Consider the following 17,666-nt stretch of genomic DNA (forward strand, 5'->3'; position numbering starts at 1 on the left):
ATGTTGTTGCGCCCGTAGCTCAGTGGATAGAGTATTGGCCTCCGAAGCCAAGGGTCGCTGGTTCGATTCCAGCCGAGCGCACCAGTTTGAGTCTTGATGGTCGACAGACGGTTCGGCCGCCCCTTCCTTGATTGTCTCTGAGTTGACCTGCTCTGTGTTGATTGATCCCATCTGCTGTGACCTGATGGGTTGAGTCAAGGCTCAATTGACGGTTAGTTTGCATTTTAGGTGTTTGTTGCTCAAATATTGACCATGCTGATTCGAGGGCGGTGCGATGGCGCGCATTTCATTTGACACCTTTATCCCACATCCGATTGCCCCCTCTTTGTATAAAACCCATTCAAAAACAGTATTTTGCGCAACACCGTGATTGGTGTGTGGTTTTTTGACCAAAGTTGAATGAGGTGACTCTGCTTTATGAAAAAGCTGTGAATAAAATATTGCAATACCACACAATTGGAGTATGATGCAAATAATTTAAGAAATTAAATGAATGTGTCGCTTTTTTTCCTCGGTTTATGTCTTTTGCATTTAAAAATCGTAAGGGGTGCGTGACCACACTATTTCTTAATGATGCTTTTATAAACGTGTAAAATCTCTCTAAACACAAAGGAGTGGTAAATGGCCGTAGCAAAAAAAGCAACACCGACAACAAAGAAAGTGGTGGCCAAGCCCGCCGCTAAAACACCCGCCAAATCAACTGCAACAAAAGCGGCTGTCACAAAAGCAGCGGTTAAGGTCGTTGCTGAGCCTGTTAAAAAAGCAGTTGCAAAACCTGCGGCGAAGGCTGCTGCAAAAACGCCTGCAAAAGCAGCTGCAGTCAAACCGTCTCAAAGTAAAGTTGTGACTGCAAAATCTGCAGTAAAAACCACAGCGAAAGCGCCTGCAAAGGCTGTTGCAAAAGCCGTCGTGAAGCCTGCAACGCAAAAAGCTAAAGCAGATGCCAAACCTGCTGCAAAAACAGCAGCCAAGCCAGTCGCTGAGAAAAAGGCAGCAGCAAAGCCAGCAGCCAAGGCTGCAACCAAACCCGCTGCTGTGGCAAAGGTGGCAAAAGCAGCAGCAAAAAAGCCTGAAGCGAAAGCGGTGGTGAAAGTTGAGGCTAAGGCCGTGGCCAAACCTGCTGCAAAAGCAAGCACCAAAGTTGTGGCTAAAACAACAGCCAAAGCGCCAGCAAAAAAAGCCGCTGCCGCTAAGCCCGTTGTTGAACCGCCTGCGGCTAAACCCGCAGCCATTTGGCCTTTCCCAATTACACCGCGTCCGTGATGAGGTGTGCTCAATGTGCGTATCTTTGCATGTTGGGTCGACACCATACAAAAAATTTTAAAACACCTTTCCGATTGGAAAGGTGTTTTTTATGATTGAATGTGCTTGATATATAAGCAGAGATAGGTAAAGTAAAGGCGAATTGCCAATTTGAGATCAACCGATCAATAAATGGATGAGAAATGATTTATTTACAAGAGCGTGGTGGCGATGTGTGGCTGCAAGTGCATGTTCAACCGGGTGCCAAACACACGGCATGGGCGGGTGAGTATGGCGAGCGCATTAAAATTCGGCTCAATGCGCCTCCCGTGGAAGGGCGTGCAAACACGGCATTAACCGTTTGGTTGGCTCAGCAATTTGGTTGTGTGGCGCGAAATGTAGTGGTTTTAAAAGGTGAGTTGTCTCGCACTAAAACGGTGTGTTTTTCAGGCATGGCTGGGCAATACGAGGAGATGAGGGATCGCATTGCCCTGGCGTTGAGGGGGTGAATGCAGATGAATGAAGTGTGGGGGCATCTGCATGGCTCAATTCATGCGAGTGACGTGTCGATGATTTCAAAACTATGGGTCATGTTGACGGAGTGTGCGAGCATGATGCTTGCGGAGCAGTATTTTTCATGTGATAATTTGACCGCGCGTTTAACCGATGCCTCGCTTAGCTTATTGCCGCTCACCACAAAGTGAAAATGGATGCTGGTGAAAACCTTGGGGTCTGTTTCTGCACGTGTTGCTGATAATTTCACGACGCAATCACTGACGGCTTGGCGGCCTTTTTGTAATATCATCACAACGTCAAATGCTGTGCAACCACCCGTGCCGATCAAAACCATTTCCATTGGGCGCGGCCCCAAGTTTCGCCCACCCGCTTCGGGTGCGCCATCCATCAATACGGCATGGTTGGTGCCTGATTCGCCGATAAAAGACATGCCTGCTTGAGGGCCAACCCAGCGTACGGTGCATTCCATAACATTCTCCAAAAAAATAAGTGTGTGAGTCAATTGATTATACCAGTGCATGAAGATGCTGTTGCAATGGATTCATTGGGTCAAAAAGATTTGCAATGCAAGAAAGTGACGTTTTTTAACAACGTGAATTATTGTTAAGATAATGTTTTTATTTGTTTAAACGTGATTGAATGCTTTTTTTGCAGTAAGAAACAGTAAAAATGCCGATGTTTTTTGTTTTTTTAGTATGACCGTGTTTTTATCTTGCAATGCACAAAAAAACCAGTATAATGAGAACTGTTGGATGCGAAAGCATTCTAAAGATTGTCTCCTCCACCCTCCTTTTGGTGGATTTATTGCCCAAGCAAATTTTGCTTGGGCTCTTTTTTTGTCTGTTTGTTTTTGATGCCAAAAGCAAAGTGCCGTTGATTGACTTTTCTTTTTGTGTTGAAAATACCTTAAAAAAAGCCCAACGGTTGAATGGTTGAGCTTAAGTTCTTGACTTTAAGGGCATAAGTGTCGATAATGTTCGGCTAGCCCATAGTAACTCGCATCGGGAGAGGCCGCAGGCATAAGCGGTGAGGCGTGGTGAGCATGGTTTTTTAAATTGTGATGAATGGAAATAGTCATGAAAACTTTTTCAGCAAAACAACACGAAGTACAACACGACTGGTACGTCGTTGATGGTACGGATAAAGTGTTGGGTCGTGTAGCCAGTGAAGTTGCACGTCGTTTGCGTGGTAAGCATAAACCTGAGTTTACGCCACACGTGGACACAGGTGATTTTATCGTTGTCGTTAATGCGGACAAACTCCGTGTAACTGGCGCGAAATTCGAAGATAAAAAATACTACCGTCATTCTGGTTATCCAGGTGGTATTTACGAAACAAACTTCCGTAAAATGCAAGAGCGTTTTCCGGGTCGTGCGTTAGAAAAAGCGGTCAAAGGCATGTTGCCTAAAGGTCCTTTGGGTTACGCGATGATCAAAAAATTGAAGATCTATGCAGGCGCTGAACATCCGCATTCTGCACAGCAACCTCAAGTCTTGGACATTTAAGGATAGATGAACATGAACGGTAATTACAACTACGGTACAGGTCGTCGTAAATCTGCGGTGGCTCGAGTGTTTTTAAAAGCGGGTTCAGGCAAAATCGTTGTTAACGGTAAGCCAGCGAACGAATATTTTGCACGTGAAACAGGTTTGATGATCATTCGTCAACCTTTAGAACTCACACAAACCACTGAAAAATTTGACATCATGGTCAATGTATGTGGTGGTGGCGAATCAGGTCAAGCGGGTGCGGTGCGTCATGGCATCACACGTGCATTGATTGATTACGATGCAAGCTTGAAATCAGGTCTGTCACAAGCTGGCTTGGTGACACGTGATGCACGTGAAGTCGAACGTAAGAAAGTCGGCTTCCGCAAAGCACGTCGTCGCAAACAGTTCTCAAAACGTTAATCTCACGATTTCGTTTCGACGCAAAAAAGACCGCTTTGGCGGTCTTTTTTTACATAAGCAGGAACCCTTTCATATTTTGTTGTTGCATTCTGCTTTTTTGATTCAGATGCAAACAAAAAATTGGGTAAAATTCAGTTTTACCCTTGGATTCGAGCACATCATGCAAAAAATTAAAATTGGTATCGTTGGCGGTACAGGTTACACTGGCGTTGAACTCTTGCGTTTATTGGCGCACCATCCGCATGTCGAGCTGCATGCGATCACATCGCGCACTGAGGCGGGCGTGCCAGTGGCTCAGATGTTCCCGAGTTTACGTGGTGCGGTTGATTTGAAATTCTCTGATCCAGCCAGTGGCATTTTAGAAGAGTGTGACGTGGTTTTTTTCGCGACACCACACGGCGTGGCCATGGCACAAGCGCCTGCCTTGTTGAACAAAGGCATTCGAGTGATTGACCTTGGGGCCGATTTTCGTTTGCAGGACACGGCTGTTTTTGAAAAATGGTATAAATTGCCGCACAGTTGTGCCGATGTGCTGAAAAGTGCTGTGTATGGCTTACCAGAATTAAACCGTGAGGCTGTGCGTCAAGCGAAGTTGATTGGTAACCCAGGTTGCTACCCAACGACGATGCAATTGGGGTTTTATCCGTTATTGAAAAATAACTTGGTTGATGCATCTGCGTTGATTGCCGATTGTAAGTCTGGCGTGTCGGGCGCGGGTCGTAAGGCTGAGGTGGCGACTTTGTTCAGTGAGTCTTCGGATTCAATGAAGGCTTATGGTGTATCGGGGCATCGCCACACACCAGAGACCGTCGAGCAATTGAGTAAAATGACGACACAAGCGGTTCATCTGATTTTTACGCCACATTTGATTCCAATGATTCGCGGCATGCATTCCACTTTGTATGCCAAATTGCTGCCTGAAGCGCAAAGCATGAGCAATGAAGATTTACAGCAATTGTTTGAAATGACTTATGCAAGTGAACCTTTTGTGGATGTCATGCCTTTTGGCAGTCACCCTGAAACGCGTTCAACCCGCGCATCAAATATGTTGCGCATGGCTTTGCATCGCCATGGTGATACGGTGATTGTCTTGGTGGTGCAAGACAATTTGGTCAAGGGCGCAGCAGGTCAGGCGGTGCAAAATATGAACGTCATGTTTGGTTTTGCTGAAACTGCGGGTATTGACATGTTGCCTGTGATGCCTTGATTTTTCAGTTATAATGAATCTAGATAGTTAATGCAGCTCGTTGATCGAGCTCAGTTTTGGAGAATACACCATGAATGCACCCGTAGAACAAGCCAGCCCGTTCATTTTCACCGACAATGCGGCCGATAAGGTCAAGGATTTAATCGCTGAAGAAGGCAATCCAGATTTGAAATTGCGCGTTTTTGTGCAAGGTGGCGGCTGCTCAGGTTTTCAGTATGGTTTTACTTTTGATGAGATTGTGAATGAAGACGATACTGCAATCAACAAGAGTGGTGTGACCTTGCTGGTTGATTCGATGAGTTACCAATATTTGGTGGGTGCAGAGATCGACTATAAAGAAGACCTCGAAGGCGCTCAATTTGTGATTAAAAATCCAAATGCATCAACCACATGCGGCTGTGGATCGTCGTTTTCGGTGTGATGGTGTCCATGTGATCATAAAAAAAACCGCAACCCTAGGGTTGCGGTTTTTTTATTGTTTGTTATATTTGTTATTGCGCAGGATCACGGCATTCCCAACGTATTTCATCAATCGCCTGCAAAATGTCATCGGATAGTTTGACATCCAGTGCATTGACACATTCATCCAACTGGGCAATTGAAGTCACGCCAATGATCGTGCTGGCGACTTGCCATTTTTGGTAGCAAAAAGCCAGAGCCAATTCAGTGGGTGTGAGGCCGTTGTCGTGGGCGAGTTGATTGTAGCGGCGAGCGGCATTGAGTGACTCGGGGCGTCCCCAGCGTTGAGCGCGCATGGAGGCAAATTTGGTCATTCGGCCTTCAGCGGGAGCGCCGTCACCGATTAAGCCTGAGGCATCGTATTTACCTGTGAGCAGGCCGAATGCCAATGGCGAATAAGCCAATAAGGACACGTCAAGGTGGTGCATGGTTTCATCCAAACCATTTTCGACCGTTCGGTTGATGAGGCAGTAGGGGTTTTGTACTGTGGCAACACGAGGCAAATCGTATTGCTCTGCGAGGCGAATGAACTCATGCACGCCATAGGGCGTTTCATTTGACAGGCCGATGGCTTTAATTTTTCCAGCTTTGACCAATTGAGCGAGTGCTTCGAGTTGAGCGTGCATCGAGGTGTGTGCCGCATCGTGATCGGGTTTGAAATAAATGCCACCAAATGCAGGCACGCTGCGGGTGGGCCAGTGGATTTGGTATAAATCAATCACGTCGGTTTGCAGTCGTTTCAGGCTGTCATCGCATGCTACAATGATGTCTGCACCACTCAAGTCGCCACTGCCACCTCGAATCCACGGCATGCCACGAGAGGGGCCTGCGACTTTACTGGCGACAACCCATTGCTCGCGCGCGCCTTTGTTGGCGGCGAAATAATTACCGATGATGCGCTCTGTGGCGTTGAACGTTGCGGCTTTGGGGGGCACGGCGTACATTTCAGCCGTGTCAAGGAAGTTGATGCCGCGTTCAAGTGCGTGTTGCAAAATGGCGTGTGCATTGGCTTCGTTGACCTGTTCACCGAAAGTCATGGTACCCAAACAAACGGGGGTAACACGCAGATCGCTGTGGCCGAGTTGGACTTTTTCCATGGGGGTGGGCTTTCGATGATAGAATTTAAATTTGATTTAAATGAAAGATAGACTATGTTTACAGGGATTATAGCATCAGTGGGGCGGATCGTTTCAATGCAACCTTTGGCGCAAAGTGAGTACGCTGGTGTGCGTTTGGTGGTCGATGCGGGACGTTTGGATTTGTCGGACGTGGGTCTGGGTGATTCGATTGCGATCAACGGCGCCTGCATGACGGCAGTGGATGTGGATGTGGCGAATCATGCGTTTGCCGTTGATGTGTCCAATGAAAGTTTGTCGAAAACCACGGGTTTGAATGCTTTGGGTCCCGTGAATTTGGAAAAAGCCATGCGTTTGTCTGATCGTCTCGGCGGTCATTTGGTCAGCGGACATGTGGATGATGTGGCGCGCATTGTGTCTTTTCAGCCTGTGGGGGAGTCGCATGAGTTGGTGGTGGCGACATCGCTGAAATGGCAACGTTTTTTGGCGGATAAAGGTTCGATCACCTTGCATGGCGTCAGTTTGACTGTGAACCGCAAATGGGTGGCGGGCGATGAGGTGTGTGTGACCATCAATTTGATCCCGCACACCATCGCTCATACGGTGTTTCAGCACCTTAAAGCAGGTGATTTGATTAATTTGGAAATTGATTTATTGGCGCGCTACATCGCTCAGCTGATGCCGAACGCTGAGTGAGTGCTCGCGATTAATGTTGTGATGAAGCCCTTCATGCCATGTGAAGGGCTTTTTTTAGCTCTGTGTGCTTGTGTGTATTGGGGTGATGCGCTGCTGGTGAATCAGAGCGGTGTTATTTTTGCTTTAAAATCCATTCAGCCAAGTATTTTGCTTCATCGGTTGTGATGTTTTTGTATTGAGCGGGCATTTTGGTTGAGCCAAAGCTGCCCGAGCCGCCTTTGATGATTTTTTCACTTAACTTGTTGACGGCCTCCTTGTCGCCTTTGTAGTGGTCGGCGATGTTGGGCCACAAGGGTGCGCGCACTTCGGCATCGGTGGTGTGGCAAGCCAAGCAGTGTTTTTGTGCAATAAAAACAGGTGCAGGCGGCAATGGCAACGTGGGTTGGGCGGGGGCGTCATTGTTGCATGCGCTCAGGCTGGCGCACAGGCATGCGCCCAACGCAAAGCGAATAAGTGGTTGAGGCGAGTGATTAAGCATTGGCGTCTTTCAGTTGTGCAGGGCGTATTGTATATGAAGACGGTGCTGCACAATGGGGCGACTTGAGCTGGAGGGTGTTTCTTAGCCCTTCATCCAATGCTTTTAAGGTGAAGAAAAGGTTGGTGGGTCGGTGTGGGTCCGTGCGAGATGAATTGTCGACTTTGGCTTGCGGCATCCATGGCTTGTCGACATCACTTGCTTGAGGCCGCTGTATTATTTTAAAGTCAACACCCATTGAGCCAAATACTTTGCCTCTTCAGGGGTCAGATTGGCGGTTTGTGGTGGCATGACGACGGCACCGAATGTGCCCGAGCCGCCGTTTAATATCCGAGTGGTGAGTGTATTGACTGCATTGTTGTCATTCCTGTAGCGTTCTGAGACGCTGATCCACGATGGTCCCACCATTTTGCTGCTGATGGAGTGGCAAACAACACAGTTTTTCTGCTGAGCCAGAGCGAAAGGCGCGGGTAACGAGGTGGTGGTTGGACTGTTTTGTGCGGTTGCAAGAGGGGCGGCCACAGGTGTTGGCGTTGCAGCAGCAGGGGGGGGCGTGGTCTGGTTGTCGTTGCAAGCCGCTAAATTGGCGCACAGCAATGCATTGAACAGCCATGATCGCATGTTGTGAGGGAGGCGCAATGTCATCTCAAATCCTTTGTTTAAATAGGATCCATTATAGCTAAAAATGTTTTGATTTTGCTGAGGGCTGTGGTTGGCATCGGGTCAAAAAATACAAATTCGGGTAGAATGCTAAGGTTAATACAGTGTAAAGCACTGCCCGCCTGGGCAGGTCGCCGAACGCATCAGGAAAAATATCGCATGAACGCACCTTTGACCCCCGCATTGAATCCAAGTTTTGCCCACATGGCCACACCAAGCGCCGCTTTAACCGAACTGCTCGAACCGACGCGCATGCGCGAGATTCCTTACAATTACACGTCTTTTTCTGACCGTGAAATCATCATCCGTTTGTTGGGCGAAGATGCATGGCAGTTGATTCTTGAGTTGCGCGGTGAGCGCCGCACGGGTCGTTCAGCAAAAATGTTGTATGAGGTTTTAGGCGATGTTTGGGTGGTCAATCGCAACCCGTATTTGCAAGATGATTTGCTCGACAATCCCAAGCGCCGTGCTGCTTTGGTCGAGGCCTTGAATCACCGTTTGAGTGAAATTGATAAGCGCCGCACTTTGGATTTAACGACACAGGACTCGGATGATGCGCGTGTTCGCGCCGCTAAAGTTGAGTTGCTGGTCGGCAAAGCCCGAGCAGCGGTGGCTGGTTTTGCTCAACAATTCCGTGACATGTACGATTTACGCGCGAAAGCACGCAGTGTTTTTGCCAAACACACCAGCAAAGGCAACATCAAGTTTGATGGTTTGTCACGCGTGTCGCATGTGACCGATGCGACGGATTGGCGTGTGGAGTACCCATTTGTGGTGCTGACACCTGACACTGAACAGGAAATGGCGGGATTGGTGCGCGCCTCAATAGAGCTGGGTTTGACCATCATCCCACGTGGTGGCGGTACAGGTTACACAGGCGGTGCCGTGCCTTTGGATGCGCGTTCGGTGGTGATTAATACAGAAAAATTGATTCAAATTGACCCCGTTACGCCGTGGCGCGGTGCGATGATGGATCACGATGTGATGACCATCAACACGGGGGCTGGTGTTGTCACACGCCGTGTCGAAGAAGCGGGTAAAAAAGCGGGCTTGGTGTTTGCGGTCGATCCGACCAGCGCCGATGCGTCGTGCGTTGGTGGTAATGTGGCCATGAATGCGGGCGGTAAAAAAGCCGTGTTATGGGGCACAGCGCTGGACAATTTGGCGAGCTGGCGCATGGTTGATCCCAAAGGTGAATGGTTGGAGGTCACCCGTCTCGATCACAACATGTCGAAAATCCATGATGCCCCGATGGCGACATTTGAAGTTGTGCGTTTCAAAGCCGATGGTAAGACCGAAATCGGTCGAGAAGTTTTGGCGATTGAGGGCAAAAAATTTCGTAAAGAAGGTTTGGGCAAAGACGTGACCGACAAGTTTTTGTCAGGTTTGCCAGGCGTGCAAAAAGAAGGTTGTGACGGCCTCATCACCAGTGCGCGTTGGGTGTTGCACAAAATGCCCAAATACACGCGCACGGTGTGTCTTGAGTTTTTTGGTCAAGCGCGTGAATCGATTCCATCGATTGTTGAAATCAAAGATTATTTGTTTGAAACTGCAAAAACCACGGGTGCTACATTGGCGGGTTTGGAGCATTTGGACGAGCGTTATTTGCGTGCGGTCGGTTATGCGACCAAAAGCCGCCGTGGTGATTTGCCCAAAATGGTATTGATTGGTGACATTGTCGGTAACGATGAAAATGCCGTGGCGCAAGCGACTTCTGAAGTGGTGCGCATGGCGAACACGCGCACGGGTGAAGGTTTTGTGGCCGTGACGGAAGAGGCGCGTAAAAAATTCTGGCTGGATCGTGCGCGCACGGCGGCGATTGCACGCCACACCAATGCATTCAAAGTCAATGAAGACGTGGTGATCCCACTGCCACGCATGGGCGAATACACGGATGCGATTGAGCGCATCAACATTGAATTGTCGAGCCGCAATAAGCTGAAATTGCTCGATGCATTGAGCCATTACCTTAAAGGCGATTTGCCGATTGCCAAGAACGAAGAAGAGTCCACAGGCGATCAGTCGAAGGCTGAAGTGCTGGGGCAGCGCGTCAATGATGCGCACATGTTGATTGGGCGCGTGAAAAACCGCTGGCGTTACTGGATGGCGCACATGGATGCGCCTTTGGCCGAGGTTTTGGAGGCAGCGGTGTCGTTTACAGAACCTGCGCAAATCACTTCATTGCGTGAGCGCCTTGTTCGTGAACCCGATGTGAAGGTGTTTGACGTGTTGCAAGACCGCACGATACGGCTGTCTTATAAACGCGAAGTGCGTGCGGAGTTGCGCCGAATTTTCACTGGTTTGTCGTTCACGCAAATCCTCGACGAATGCACTCAAATTCATAAAAAAGTATTGCGCAGCCGCGTGTTTGTCGCTTTGCACATGCATGCGGGTGATGGCAACGTGCACACCAACATCCCTGTGAATTCCGATGATTACGAGATGTTGAAAGAGGCGAATGAGGCGGTTGCCCGCATCATGCAAATTGCTCGCAATTTGGACGGCGTGATTTCAGGTGAACACGGCATTGGCATCACCAAGCTCGAATTTTTGACCGAAGAAGAGCTCGCACCGTTCCGTGCATACAAAAATAAAGTCGATCCCCACGGCTATTTCAACCGTGGCAAACTCATGCCGCACGCGGATTTACGCAATGCGTACACGCCATCATTCGGCTTGATGGGCGTGGAATCATTGATCATGCAGCAGTCTGACATCGGTGCGATTGCCGCGTCGGTCAAGGACTGTTTGCGTTGCGGCAAATGTAAACCCGTGTGTTCGACACACGTTCCTGTGGCCAATTTGTTGTACTCGCCGCGCAATAAGATCCTCGCGACTTCATTGCTGATCGAGGCGTTTTTGTACGAAGAACAAACGCGACGTGGCATTTCGATCAAGCATTGGGAGGAGTTTGAAGATGTTGCTGACCATTGCACGGTCTGTCACCGTTGTGAGAAGCCTTGCCCTGTGAACATTGATTTTGGTGATGTGACGGTCGCCATGCGCAACCTATTGCGCACGATGGGTAAAAAAACGCCAAACATCGGCACCAATTTGGCGATGACCTATTTGAACATGAAAGACCCAGCCACCATTCGCATGTACAAAAAAGTGGTGCTTGAATGGGGAGGCGCGGCTCAAAATTGGGCGTATAAATTAGCGAAATCTTTGCGCATCACCAAGTCGCAAGTCACTGCCCCTGCACCAACCATTGGGCGTGCGCCGATTCGCGAGCAGGTGATTCACTTCATCAATAAACCGATGCCAGGCAATTTGCCGAAGAAAACCGCACGTGCTTTACTTGACATCGAAGATTCAAAATACGTGCCGATCATTCGTGATCCAAAAATCACCTCCAGCGAATCCGAAAGTGTCTTTTATTTCCCGGGTTGTGGCTCAGAACGGCTGTTTTCTCAAGTCGGTTTGGCGACCCAGGCCATGTTGTACTCGATTGGTGTGCAAACGGTTTTGCCGCCGGGCTATTTGTGTTGCGGCTACCCGCAACACGCCACGGGCAATTCGGACAAAGGTGATCAAATCACCACCGATAACCGCGTGTTGTTTCACCGTGTGGCCAACACATTGAATTACTTGGACATCAAGACGGTCATCGTTTCATGTGGGACGTGCATGGATCAATTGCAAAAATACCAGTTTGAGCAAATTTTCCCGAATGCCCGTTTGTTAGACATTCATGAGTTTTTGTTGGAAAAAGGCGTGCAGATTCACGGCGTTGAAGGCGTGCGCTACATGTACCACGACCCATGCCACAGCCCAATGAAAACCCACAATCCACTGAAAGTGGTGTCGCAATTGATGGACACGGATGTGCCTTTGAGCGACCGTTGCTGTGGTGAGTCAGGCTCTTTTGCCCTCAGTCGCCCCGATATCGCCACCCAAGTGCGCTTCCGCAAAGAGGAAGAGTTGCGCAAAGGGGCGGATGAATTGCGTGCCGATGGCTTCACGGGACAAGTGAAAGTATTGACTTCATGCCCTGCATGCCTGCAAGGTTTGCACCGTTATCGCGACGACATTGATTCAGATGCCGATTACATTGTGGTTGAAATGGCGAAGTATATTTTGGGCGAAAATTGGTTGCCTGAGTATGTGGCTGCCGCGAACAATGGCGGGATTGAACGGGTGCTGGTGTAAGCATTCTTGCAAATGAGGTGTTTTTATTGGCTTGAGTTTTGAGTTTCAGGTGATTGATCAACAGGAGGGCGGCATTGAAAATTTTAGCCATTTCAGGCAGTTTACGTGCGGCCTCACTCAATACCGCCATGCTGCGGGCTTTGGCACGCATTGCGCCCAATGGCATTGAAATTGAGATGTCGCCATCGATCGGTGACTTGCCCTTATTTAATCCCGATGTCGAATACCCAAACCCAGCGGTGGTGGCGCAGTTTAAGCAAAAAATCATTGCTGCTGATGCATTGGTTATTGCCAGTCCTGAGTACGCGCATGGCGTGACAGGTGCAATGAAAAATGCTTTGGACTGGATGGTCGGTAATGAGTCATTTGTCAATAAACCTGTGGCAGTTTTCAATACGTCACCGCGTGCCAGTCATGCGCATGCGGCATTGATTGAAACGTTGTCGGTCATGTCTGCGCACATTGTGACGACTGCATGTGTGGTCTTGCCCATTGTTGGTTTTGGTTTGACTGAAGTGGATGTGGTGGAGCGCCCAGAAATCAGCGATACTGTGCGCTCTGCATTGATGGCTTTGCGAGAAGCCGTTGATGGTGTTATTTAATTGATGAGCCCATGCATTGCATGTCCACGCACACCATTCATTACTTTCCTGACCCATTGAAACGACCCCATGACTTTAGCTGCTTTTCTCCTTTTTCTTCCCACCTGCATCGCGTTGAATCTTGTGCCTGGGCCCAATAATGTGTTGTCGATGAACAATGCCACCCGCTTTGGTTTTCGCCCTGCGCTTTTCGCTGGAACGGGTCGTTTGGTGGCATTTGCTGGGATGATTGTGCTGGCTGCGGTGGGCTTGGCTGCGGTGTTGGCGACTTCGGCTTTGTTTTTCTTGGTGTTGAAAGTTGTTGGCGGGATGTACCTGATGTGGATTGCTTTTTCAATATGGCGCAGCCCTGTGGCCGACATGTCGGTGCAGGATGGACAGCCTATCGCATCCATTCGGCGTTTGACTGTGCAAGAATTTGTGTGTGCGGCCAGCAATCCCAAAGCGATTTTAATTTTTACAGCCATTTTTCCACAATTTCTAAACACCAACGCTGCGTTGTTGCCACAGTTTTTGATCATGGGCGGTACTTTTTTAGTATTTGAGCTCGCAACGATCGCACTGTATGCGTATGCGGGACTGCATTTACGGAAAGCCTTGAGCAGCGCAAAAGGACAGCGTCGTTTTAACCGCTTCAGTGGTGGTATTTTGGGCGTGATTGGTTTGGCTTTGTTGGCCACACATTCACCGAGCAGTGTGACGCCCTCTGCCCCTTAACTTGTGTTTGAATGGCTTAAATTGGATTGGGTTTGAAATGGACTTGTGGCGAGTTCATTGAACCAGCATTACATGCGATTATCAACATCCACACCTTTTGATGTGCTTGCCATGTGGGTGTTGCAAAAAAACATCGTTGTGTGGGCATTACGTATTTACACGCTTTGTGCATGATTAAAAACTATAATCATTGGATTAAGCTGTTTTACTTTTCCGCGAGTCGCCATGTACCTGTCTTTACAAAAGAAGTTTTTCTTAGCCTTTTTTTCCATTGCGGTGTTACTGGTTGTCATTTTGGCCAGTATGATGCACTACATCGTGCGTGACAGTTTTGGTGATTACATGGCGCGGGTGAAATTGCAGCGTTTGGCGCCCGTGCAAAAAGTGGTGGTTCAGTTTGTGAATGAACGGCACGATCTGTCCGTGTTGAAAACAGATGGGGCATGGGAAAACTTGGTGCTGGCTGTTGAGGAGGTGAAGCGCGAGGCCAAGGCCACCAAGGCTGCCCGTGATGCTGAAAAAGAAGGGCGAATCGACTATTCTTTTTCCCCCGAGGACAAAGGTTTGCCGCCACTGGAGGAAGACAACGACCGTTTGCCTCCTTATGTTCGTGGTGTGGCTTTATTGGATGCCAATGGTGAGTTTGTCGCAGGTGAGCCAATACCTGTTGAGCAGGCATTGCGTTTTCCCATCAAAAATAACAACAACACAACGGTTGCGTCATGGTTGATTCGCAAAGGGCCGCCAGAGAATGACGCTTTGGGTCAACATTTTTTGGCTGAGCAGGTCAAATGGTCTTTCTGGTTGTTGTCTCTTTCAGCCGCTTTTTCAGGTGTTTTGGCGTGGTTGTTGGCGCGTTATTTTAAAAAGCCGATGGCGGTGTTACAAAATGGTTTTCGACGTGTCGCTGCTGGTGATTTGGCGACCCGTTTACCTGCATCACAAGACAATGAAATGGGTGAGATCCAGCGCAATTTCAATAGCATGACGTCACAGTTGCAAGCACAAGAAACAGCACGCCGCCAATGGGTGGCTGATACGTCGCATGAGTTGCGCACGCCACTGACCATTTTGCGCATGCGCAATGAGGCCATGCGAGATGGCATCATCGCCGTCTCGGACGATGAATGGCAACGCAATTTGAGCACCATTTCTGACCTTACGGTGCTGATTGATGATTTGCAATCGGTAGCACGTGCAACCGAAGGTGGTTGGGATTTGAAGTTCGCTCAAATGCATGTGCAGGCCTCTTTGGAGGATGCGTTGCAAGACAATGCCGCTGCATTTACCGCATCGGGTTTGTCTTTGAAGTTGCATGTGTTGAGCAAGCAGCCGCTGTATATTGAGGGTGATGCACAGCGCTTGCATCAGGTGTTGCGCAATGTTTTATTGAACAGCTTGCGCTATACCGATGCACCAGGCGAGACATTGATTGAGGTTTCTAGCAAAGGGAAAAATGTTCGCATCGAGGTGATGGACAGTGCGCCTGGCGTGCCAGATGCTGCTTTACCTCATTTGTTTGAGCGTTTTTACCGCTGTGAAGGGTCGCGCAATCGTGCCACGGGTGGCTCGGGCTTGGGTTTGGCGATTTGCGAAGGCATCGTGCATGCGCACAAAGGCAAAATTTGGGCGCAGCATTCTCGATTAGGCGGCTTGAGTGTGGTGGTCGAATTGCCTTTACATCAGCCTGTTAAAAAATAAACTCAGAGCACATCTGATTTATGCACGATTTATGCACAATGCCGTGCAAGAATCCCGTTATACAAGTGATGTTCACTTTACAGAGGAGCCGTACATGAGCGAACGTAAGAGTCAAATTCTACTGGTGGAAGATGAGGCAATGATTGCCCAAGTTCAGCAGGCCTATCTACAAAATGCAGGCTATTTGGTGCATTGGCATGAGCGTGGTGATGCGGTGATTGAAGCCGTAAAAATCCAAAAGCCTGATATTGTCTTGCTTGACATCATGATTCCTGACATCAAAGGCCGTGATGGTGTGGCCTTGTGCCAAGCGATCCGAGAGTTTTCGGATGTGCCCATCATGATGGTGACGGCCAAGGTTGAAGAGCTTGATCGATTGGTGGGTTTTGAAAGCGGTGCCGATGATTATTTGTGTAAACCATTTAGTCCGAAAGAAATGGTTGCGCGCGTGAAGGCCCTGTTGCGTCGTCGCCACTCACCTTCGATTGCTCAATCTGCATTTGTCTATGATCCGGCCGCGCAAGTGATTCGTTACGGCGATCAAAAGCTGGATTTAACGCCCACCGAGCTGCGTTTGTTCAATACGTTGCTCATGCAGCCTGAGCGAATTTTTTCTCGCGATCAGTTGATTGCTCAAGCTTACAATGATAATCTTGAGGTGTTTGATCGTGCGGTGGACAGCCACATCAAAAATCTGCGTAAAAAGATTGCTTTGGTTTTACCTGATGTTGAAGTGGTGCAGTCAGTGTATGGTTTGGGGTATCGTTACTCGCCACCGACTTCTGAAATTGATTTTATTACGGGAGAACAGCCTTAATTGAATGTTGTTGCTGTTCTACCCGATTGTTGATTTAATGGCAACTTTAAGGATGACTTTTGACCAGTACAACAGATTTTAAGCTCTTCGGTGAAGCCGCCGAATTCGATGGTTTCTTTGACATGCTCGCCCACATCACGCCACAAGAGTGGCTGATGTCGGCGGGCTTTATTGCGTTGGCCTGTGGCATGGCCTGGTGGGTACGCCGTTGGTTGGGGCAGCGTCGCTTTGGGGAAACCACTCCGCCGTGGTTCAGTAGCGTCGAATTTTCACGTTTTGTGTTGCCGTTTTTTCTGTGGTTATCTGCTGATCTGGTTCAAGTGTGGGCGGAGTCCAATCAGCAACCCGCCAATTGGTATGAGTTTTTATCGCAGATTTTTGGTGCGTTTTTTGTGGTGCGCCTGTTTTTGTACATGGTGCGCCGTGCGTTACCCAAAGAAGGCGGCATCCGACACAGCATTGAACGCCTCGCCATTGTGTCCACTTGGATGGTGATGTTGCTCAATTATGTGGGTAAGCTGGACACGTGGGTGCACCAACTGGATGACTGGCATGTTAAATTGGGTAAAAACACCATCACGGCCACCAATGTTTTGACTTTGTTGCTTGTGGTGGGGGTGGCTTGGTTGGTGGTCAAATGGTTGGATCACGAGATCGAATATGTGGTGCTGAAAAACCCAAATCGATATTTTGCGGAAATTAACCTGTCTGTTCGGGTTGTGGTGGTGCGTATTTTAAAAGCAATTTTATTGGTGGTGGCCGTGCTGCTCAGTTTAGCCGCAGCAGGTCTTGATTTGACCGTGCTGTCGGTGTTCGGCGGTGCATTGGGCGTTGGTATTGGTTTGGGGTTACAAAAAATTGCCAGTAATTATGTGTCTGGTTTTGTGATTTTGTTTGAAGGCAGTGTGCGCATTGGTGACTTAATTTCAACTGTCGACGGTTCGCGCGGTTATGTGACGCAAATTAATTCACGTTATGCCGTCATTCAAGGGGTGGATGGCAGTGAAACGTTGGTGCCGAATGAATCTTTGGTCACATCGCCTGTGGTGAATTGGTCTTTGCATGAAAAAAACCTGTGGATGAGCACCTCAGTGCAAGTCAAACACGAAACCGATATTGATTTTATTCGCCCTAAATTGCTTGAAGTGGTGTCGGCAATCCCTCGTGTGTTGCCCAGCCCTGCGGCGTGCGTGTATTTGTCAAAAATCACCGAAAAAGGTTATGTCCTCGAGGTTGCATGGTGGATCAATGATCCAGAGAATGGTCGTTCAAACATCAATTCAGATGTCAATATGGCGATTTGGCAGACTTGCCGCGCAGCCAATGTTGAATTTTTTACCTTGCAGGCCAGCGAGCCTGAGAAAACCACATAAACCACAAGGCGGATGGGTTCATCCGTCGTTGTGTGGATTTCGTCAAATCCCCATCCTGTATTA

At 48.7% G+C, this 17,666-nt stretch carries 17 protein-coding genes and 1 tRNA gene; 14 read left to right on the forward strand and 4 right to left on the reverse strand.

The window, feature by feature from the left end:
* The first annotated feature begins 8 nt into the window (after positions 1–8).
* The 3 genes from DTO96_RS04245 (at position 9) to DTO96_RS04260 (ending at position 1,751) form a co-directional block, all read left to right on the forward strand.
* A tRNA-Arg gene (locus tag DTO96_RS04245) sits at positions 9–84 on the forward strand.
* A 537-nt stretch (positions 85–621) separates the two neighbouring features.
* Entirely contained in the window at positions 622–1,263 is a 642-nt protein-coding gene (locus DTO96_RS12635; RefSeq protein ID WP_157964321.1) for a hypothetical protein, read from the forward strand.
* A 182-nt stretch (positions 1,264–1,445) separates the two neighbouring features.
* Entirely contained in the window at positions 1,446–1,751 is a 306-nt protein-coding gene (locus DTO96_RS04260) for a DUF167 domain-containing protein (protein WP_114562366.1), read from the forward strand.
* 41 nt (positions 1,752–1,792) lie between these two features.
* Here DTO96_RS04260 and DTO96_RS04265 read toward each other — a convergent pair whose 3' ends face one another.
* Entirely contained in the window at positions 1,793–2,227 is a 435-nt protein-coding gene (locus DTO96_RS04265; protein WP_114562367.1) for an OsmC family protein, read from the reverse strand.
* Positions 2,228–2,834: 607 nt separating this feature from the next.
* Between DTO96_RS04265 and rplM the strand changes: the two genes are divergently transcribed.
* From rplM to erpA, 4 genes are all read left to right on the forward strand, one after another.
* Positions 2,835–3,263 carry a 50S ribosomal protein L13 gene (gene rplM / locus DTO96_RS04270; RefSeq protein WP_114562368.1) on the forward strand — a complete coding sequence of 143 codons (429 nt, stop codon included), beginning with the start codon at positions 2,835–2,837 and terminating at the stop codon, positions 3,261–3,263.
* A 12-nt stretch (positions 3,264–3,275) separates the two neighbouring features.
* On the forward strand, positions 3,276–3,668 hold the full coding sequence (gene rpsI, locus DTO96_RS04275) for a 30S ribosomal protein S9 (RefSeq protein WP_114562369.1): 393 nt from the start codon (positions 3,276–3,278) through the stop codon (positions 3,666–3,668).
* Between the two features lie 160 nt (positions 3,669–3,828).
* Complete coding sequence (gene argC / locus DTO96_RS04280; protein WP_114563916.1) at positions 3,829–4,875, forward strand: N-acetyl-gamma-glutamyl-phosphate reductase; 1,047 nt, start codon at positions 3,829–3,831, stop codon at positions 4,873–4,875.
* 70 nt (positions 4,876–4,945) lie between these two features.
* On the forward strand, positions 4,946–5,296 hold the full coding sequence (erpA, locus tag DTO96_RS04285; RefSeq protein ID WP_114562370.1) for an iron-sulfur cluster insertion protein ErpA: 351 nt from the start codon (positions 4,946–4,948) through the stop codon (positions 5,294–5,296).
* 70 nt (positions 5,297–5,366) lie between these two features.
* Here erpA and DTO96_RS04290 read toward each other — a convergent pair whose 3' ends face one another.
* Complete coding sequence (locus DTO96_RS04290; protein ID WP_114562371.1) at positions 5,367–6,431, reverse strand: aldo/keto reductase; 1,065 nt, start codon at positions 6,429–6,431, stop codon at positions 5,367–5,369.
* A gap of 54 nt (positions 6,432–6,485) precedes the next feature.
* Here DTO96_RS04290 and DTO96_RS04295 point away from each other — a divergent pair, with 54 nt between their 5' ends.
* Positions 6,486–7,106 (forward strand): riboflavin synthase, encoded by a 621-nt coding sequence (locus tag DTO96_RS04295; RefSeq protein ID WP_114562372.1) that lies wholly within the window; start codon positions 6,486–6,488, stop codon positions 7,104–7,106.
* A 112-nt stretch (positions 7,107–7,218) separates the two neighbouring features.
* Here DTO96_RS04295 and DTO96_RS04300 read toward each other — a convergent pair whose 3' ends face one another.
* Positions 7,219–7,584: a c-type cytochrome gene (locus DTO96_RS04300; RefSeq protein WP_114562373.1), complete on the reverse strand. Its 366-nt coding sequence runs from the start codon at positions 7,582–7,584 to the stop codon at positions 7,219–7,221.
* A gap of 213 nt (positions 7,585–7,797) precedes the next feature.
* Positions 7,798–8,226, reverse strand: a complete 429-nt coding sequence (locus DTO96_RS04305; RefSeq protein WP_114562374.1) for a c-type cytochrome — start codon at positions 8,224–8,226, stop codon at positions 7,798–7,800.
* Between the two features lie 174 nt (positions 8,227–8,400).
* Here DTO96_RS04305 and DTO96_RS04310 point away from each other — a divergent pair, with 174 nt between their 5' ends.
* The 6 genes from DTO96_RS04310 to DTO96_RS04335 all read left to right on the forward strand — a co-directional run bounded on the left by DTO96_RS04310 (position 8,401) and on the right by DTO96_RS04335 (position 17,603).
* Positions 8,401–12,393 carry a DUF3683 domain-containing protein gene (locus DTO96_RS04310; RefSeq protein ID WP_373277811.1) on the forward strand — a complete coding sequence of 1,331 codons (3,993 nt, stop codon included), beginning with the start codon at positions 8,401–8,403 and terminating at the stop codon, positions 12,391–12,393.
* 74 nt (positions 12,394–12,467) lie between these two features.
* Positions 12,468–12,995: an NADPH-dependent FMN reductase gene (locus DTO96_RS04315; RefSeq protein ID WP_225972557.1), complete on the forward strand. Its 528-nt coding sequence runs from the start codon at positions 12,468–12,470 to the stop codon at positions 12,993–12,995.
* A gap of 69 nt (positions 12,996–13,064) precedes the next feature.
* Entirely contained in the window at positions 13,065–13,712 is a 648-nt protein-coding gene (locus DTO96_RS04320; protein WP_114562376.1) for a LysE family translocator, read from the forward strand.
* A gap of 225 nt (positions 13,713–13,937) precedes the next feature.
* Positions 13,938–15,413, forward strand: a complete 1,476-nt coding sequence (locus tag DTO96_RS04325) for an ATP-binding protein (RefSeq protein ID WP_114562377.1) — start codon at positions 13,938–13,940, stop codon at positions 15,411–15,413.
* Positions 15,414–15,507: 94 nt separating this feature from the next.
* Complete coding sequence (locus DTO96_RS04330; protein ID WP_114562378.1) at positions 15,508–16,230, forward strand: response regulator; 723 nt, start codon at positions 15,508–15,510, stop codon at positions 16,228–16,230.
* 59 nt (positions 16,231–16,289) lie between these two features.
* Positions 16,290–17,603 carry a mechanosensitive ion channel family protein gene (locus DTO96_RS04335; RefSeq protein WP_114562379.1) on the forward strand — a complete coding sequence of 438 codons (1,314 nt, stop codon included), beginning with the start codon at positions 16,290–16,292 and terminating at the stop codon, positions 17,601–17,603.
* The last annotated feature ends 63 nt before the right edge of the window (positions 17,604–17,666 follow it).

It is taken from the genome of Ephemeroptericola cinctiostellae (assembly GCF_003339525.1).
GTDB lineage: Bacteria > Pseudomonadota > Gammaproteobacteria > Burkholderiales > Burkholderiaceae > Hydromonas > Hydromonas cinctiostellae.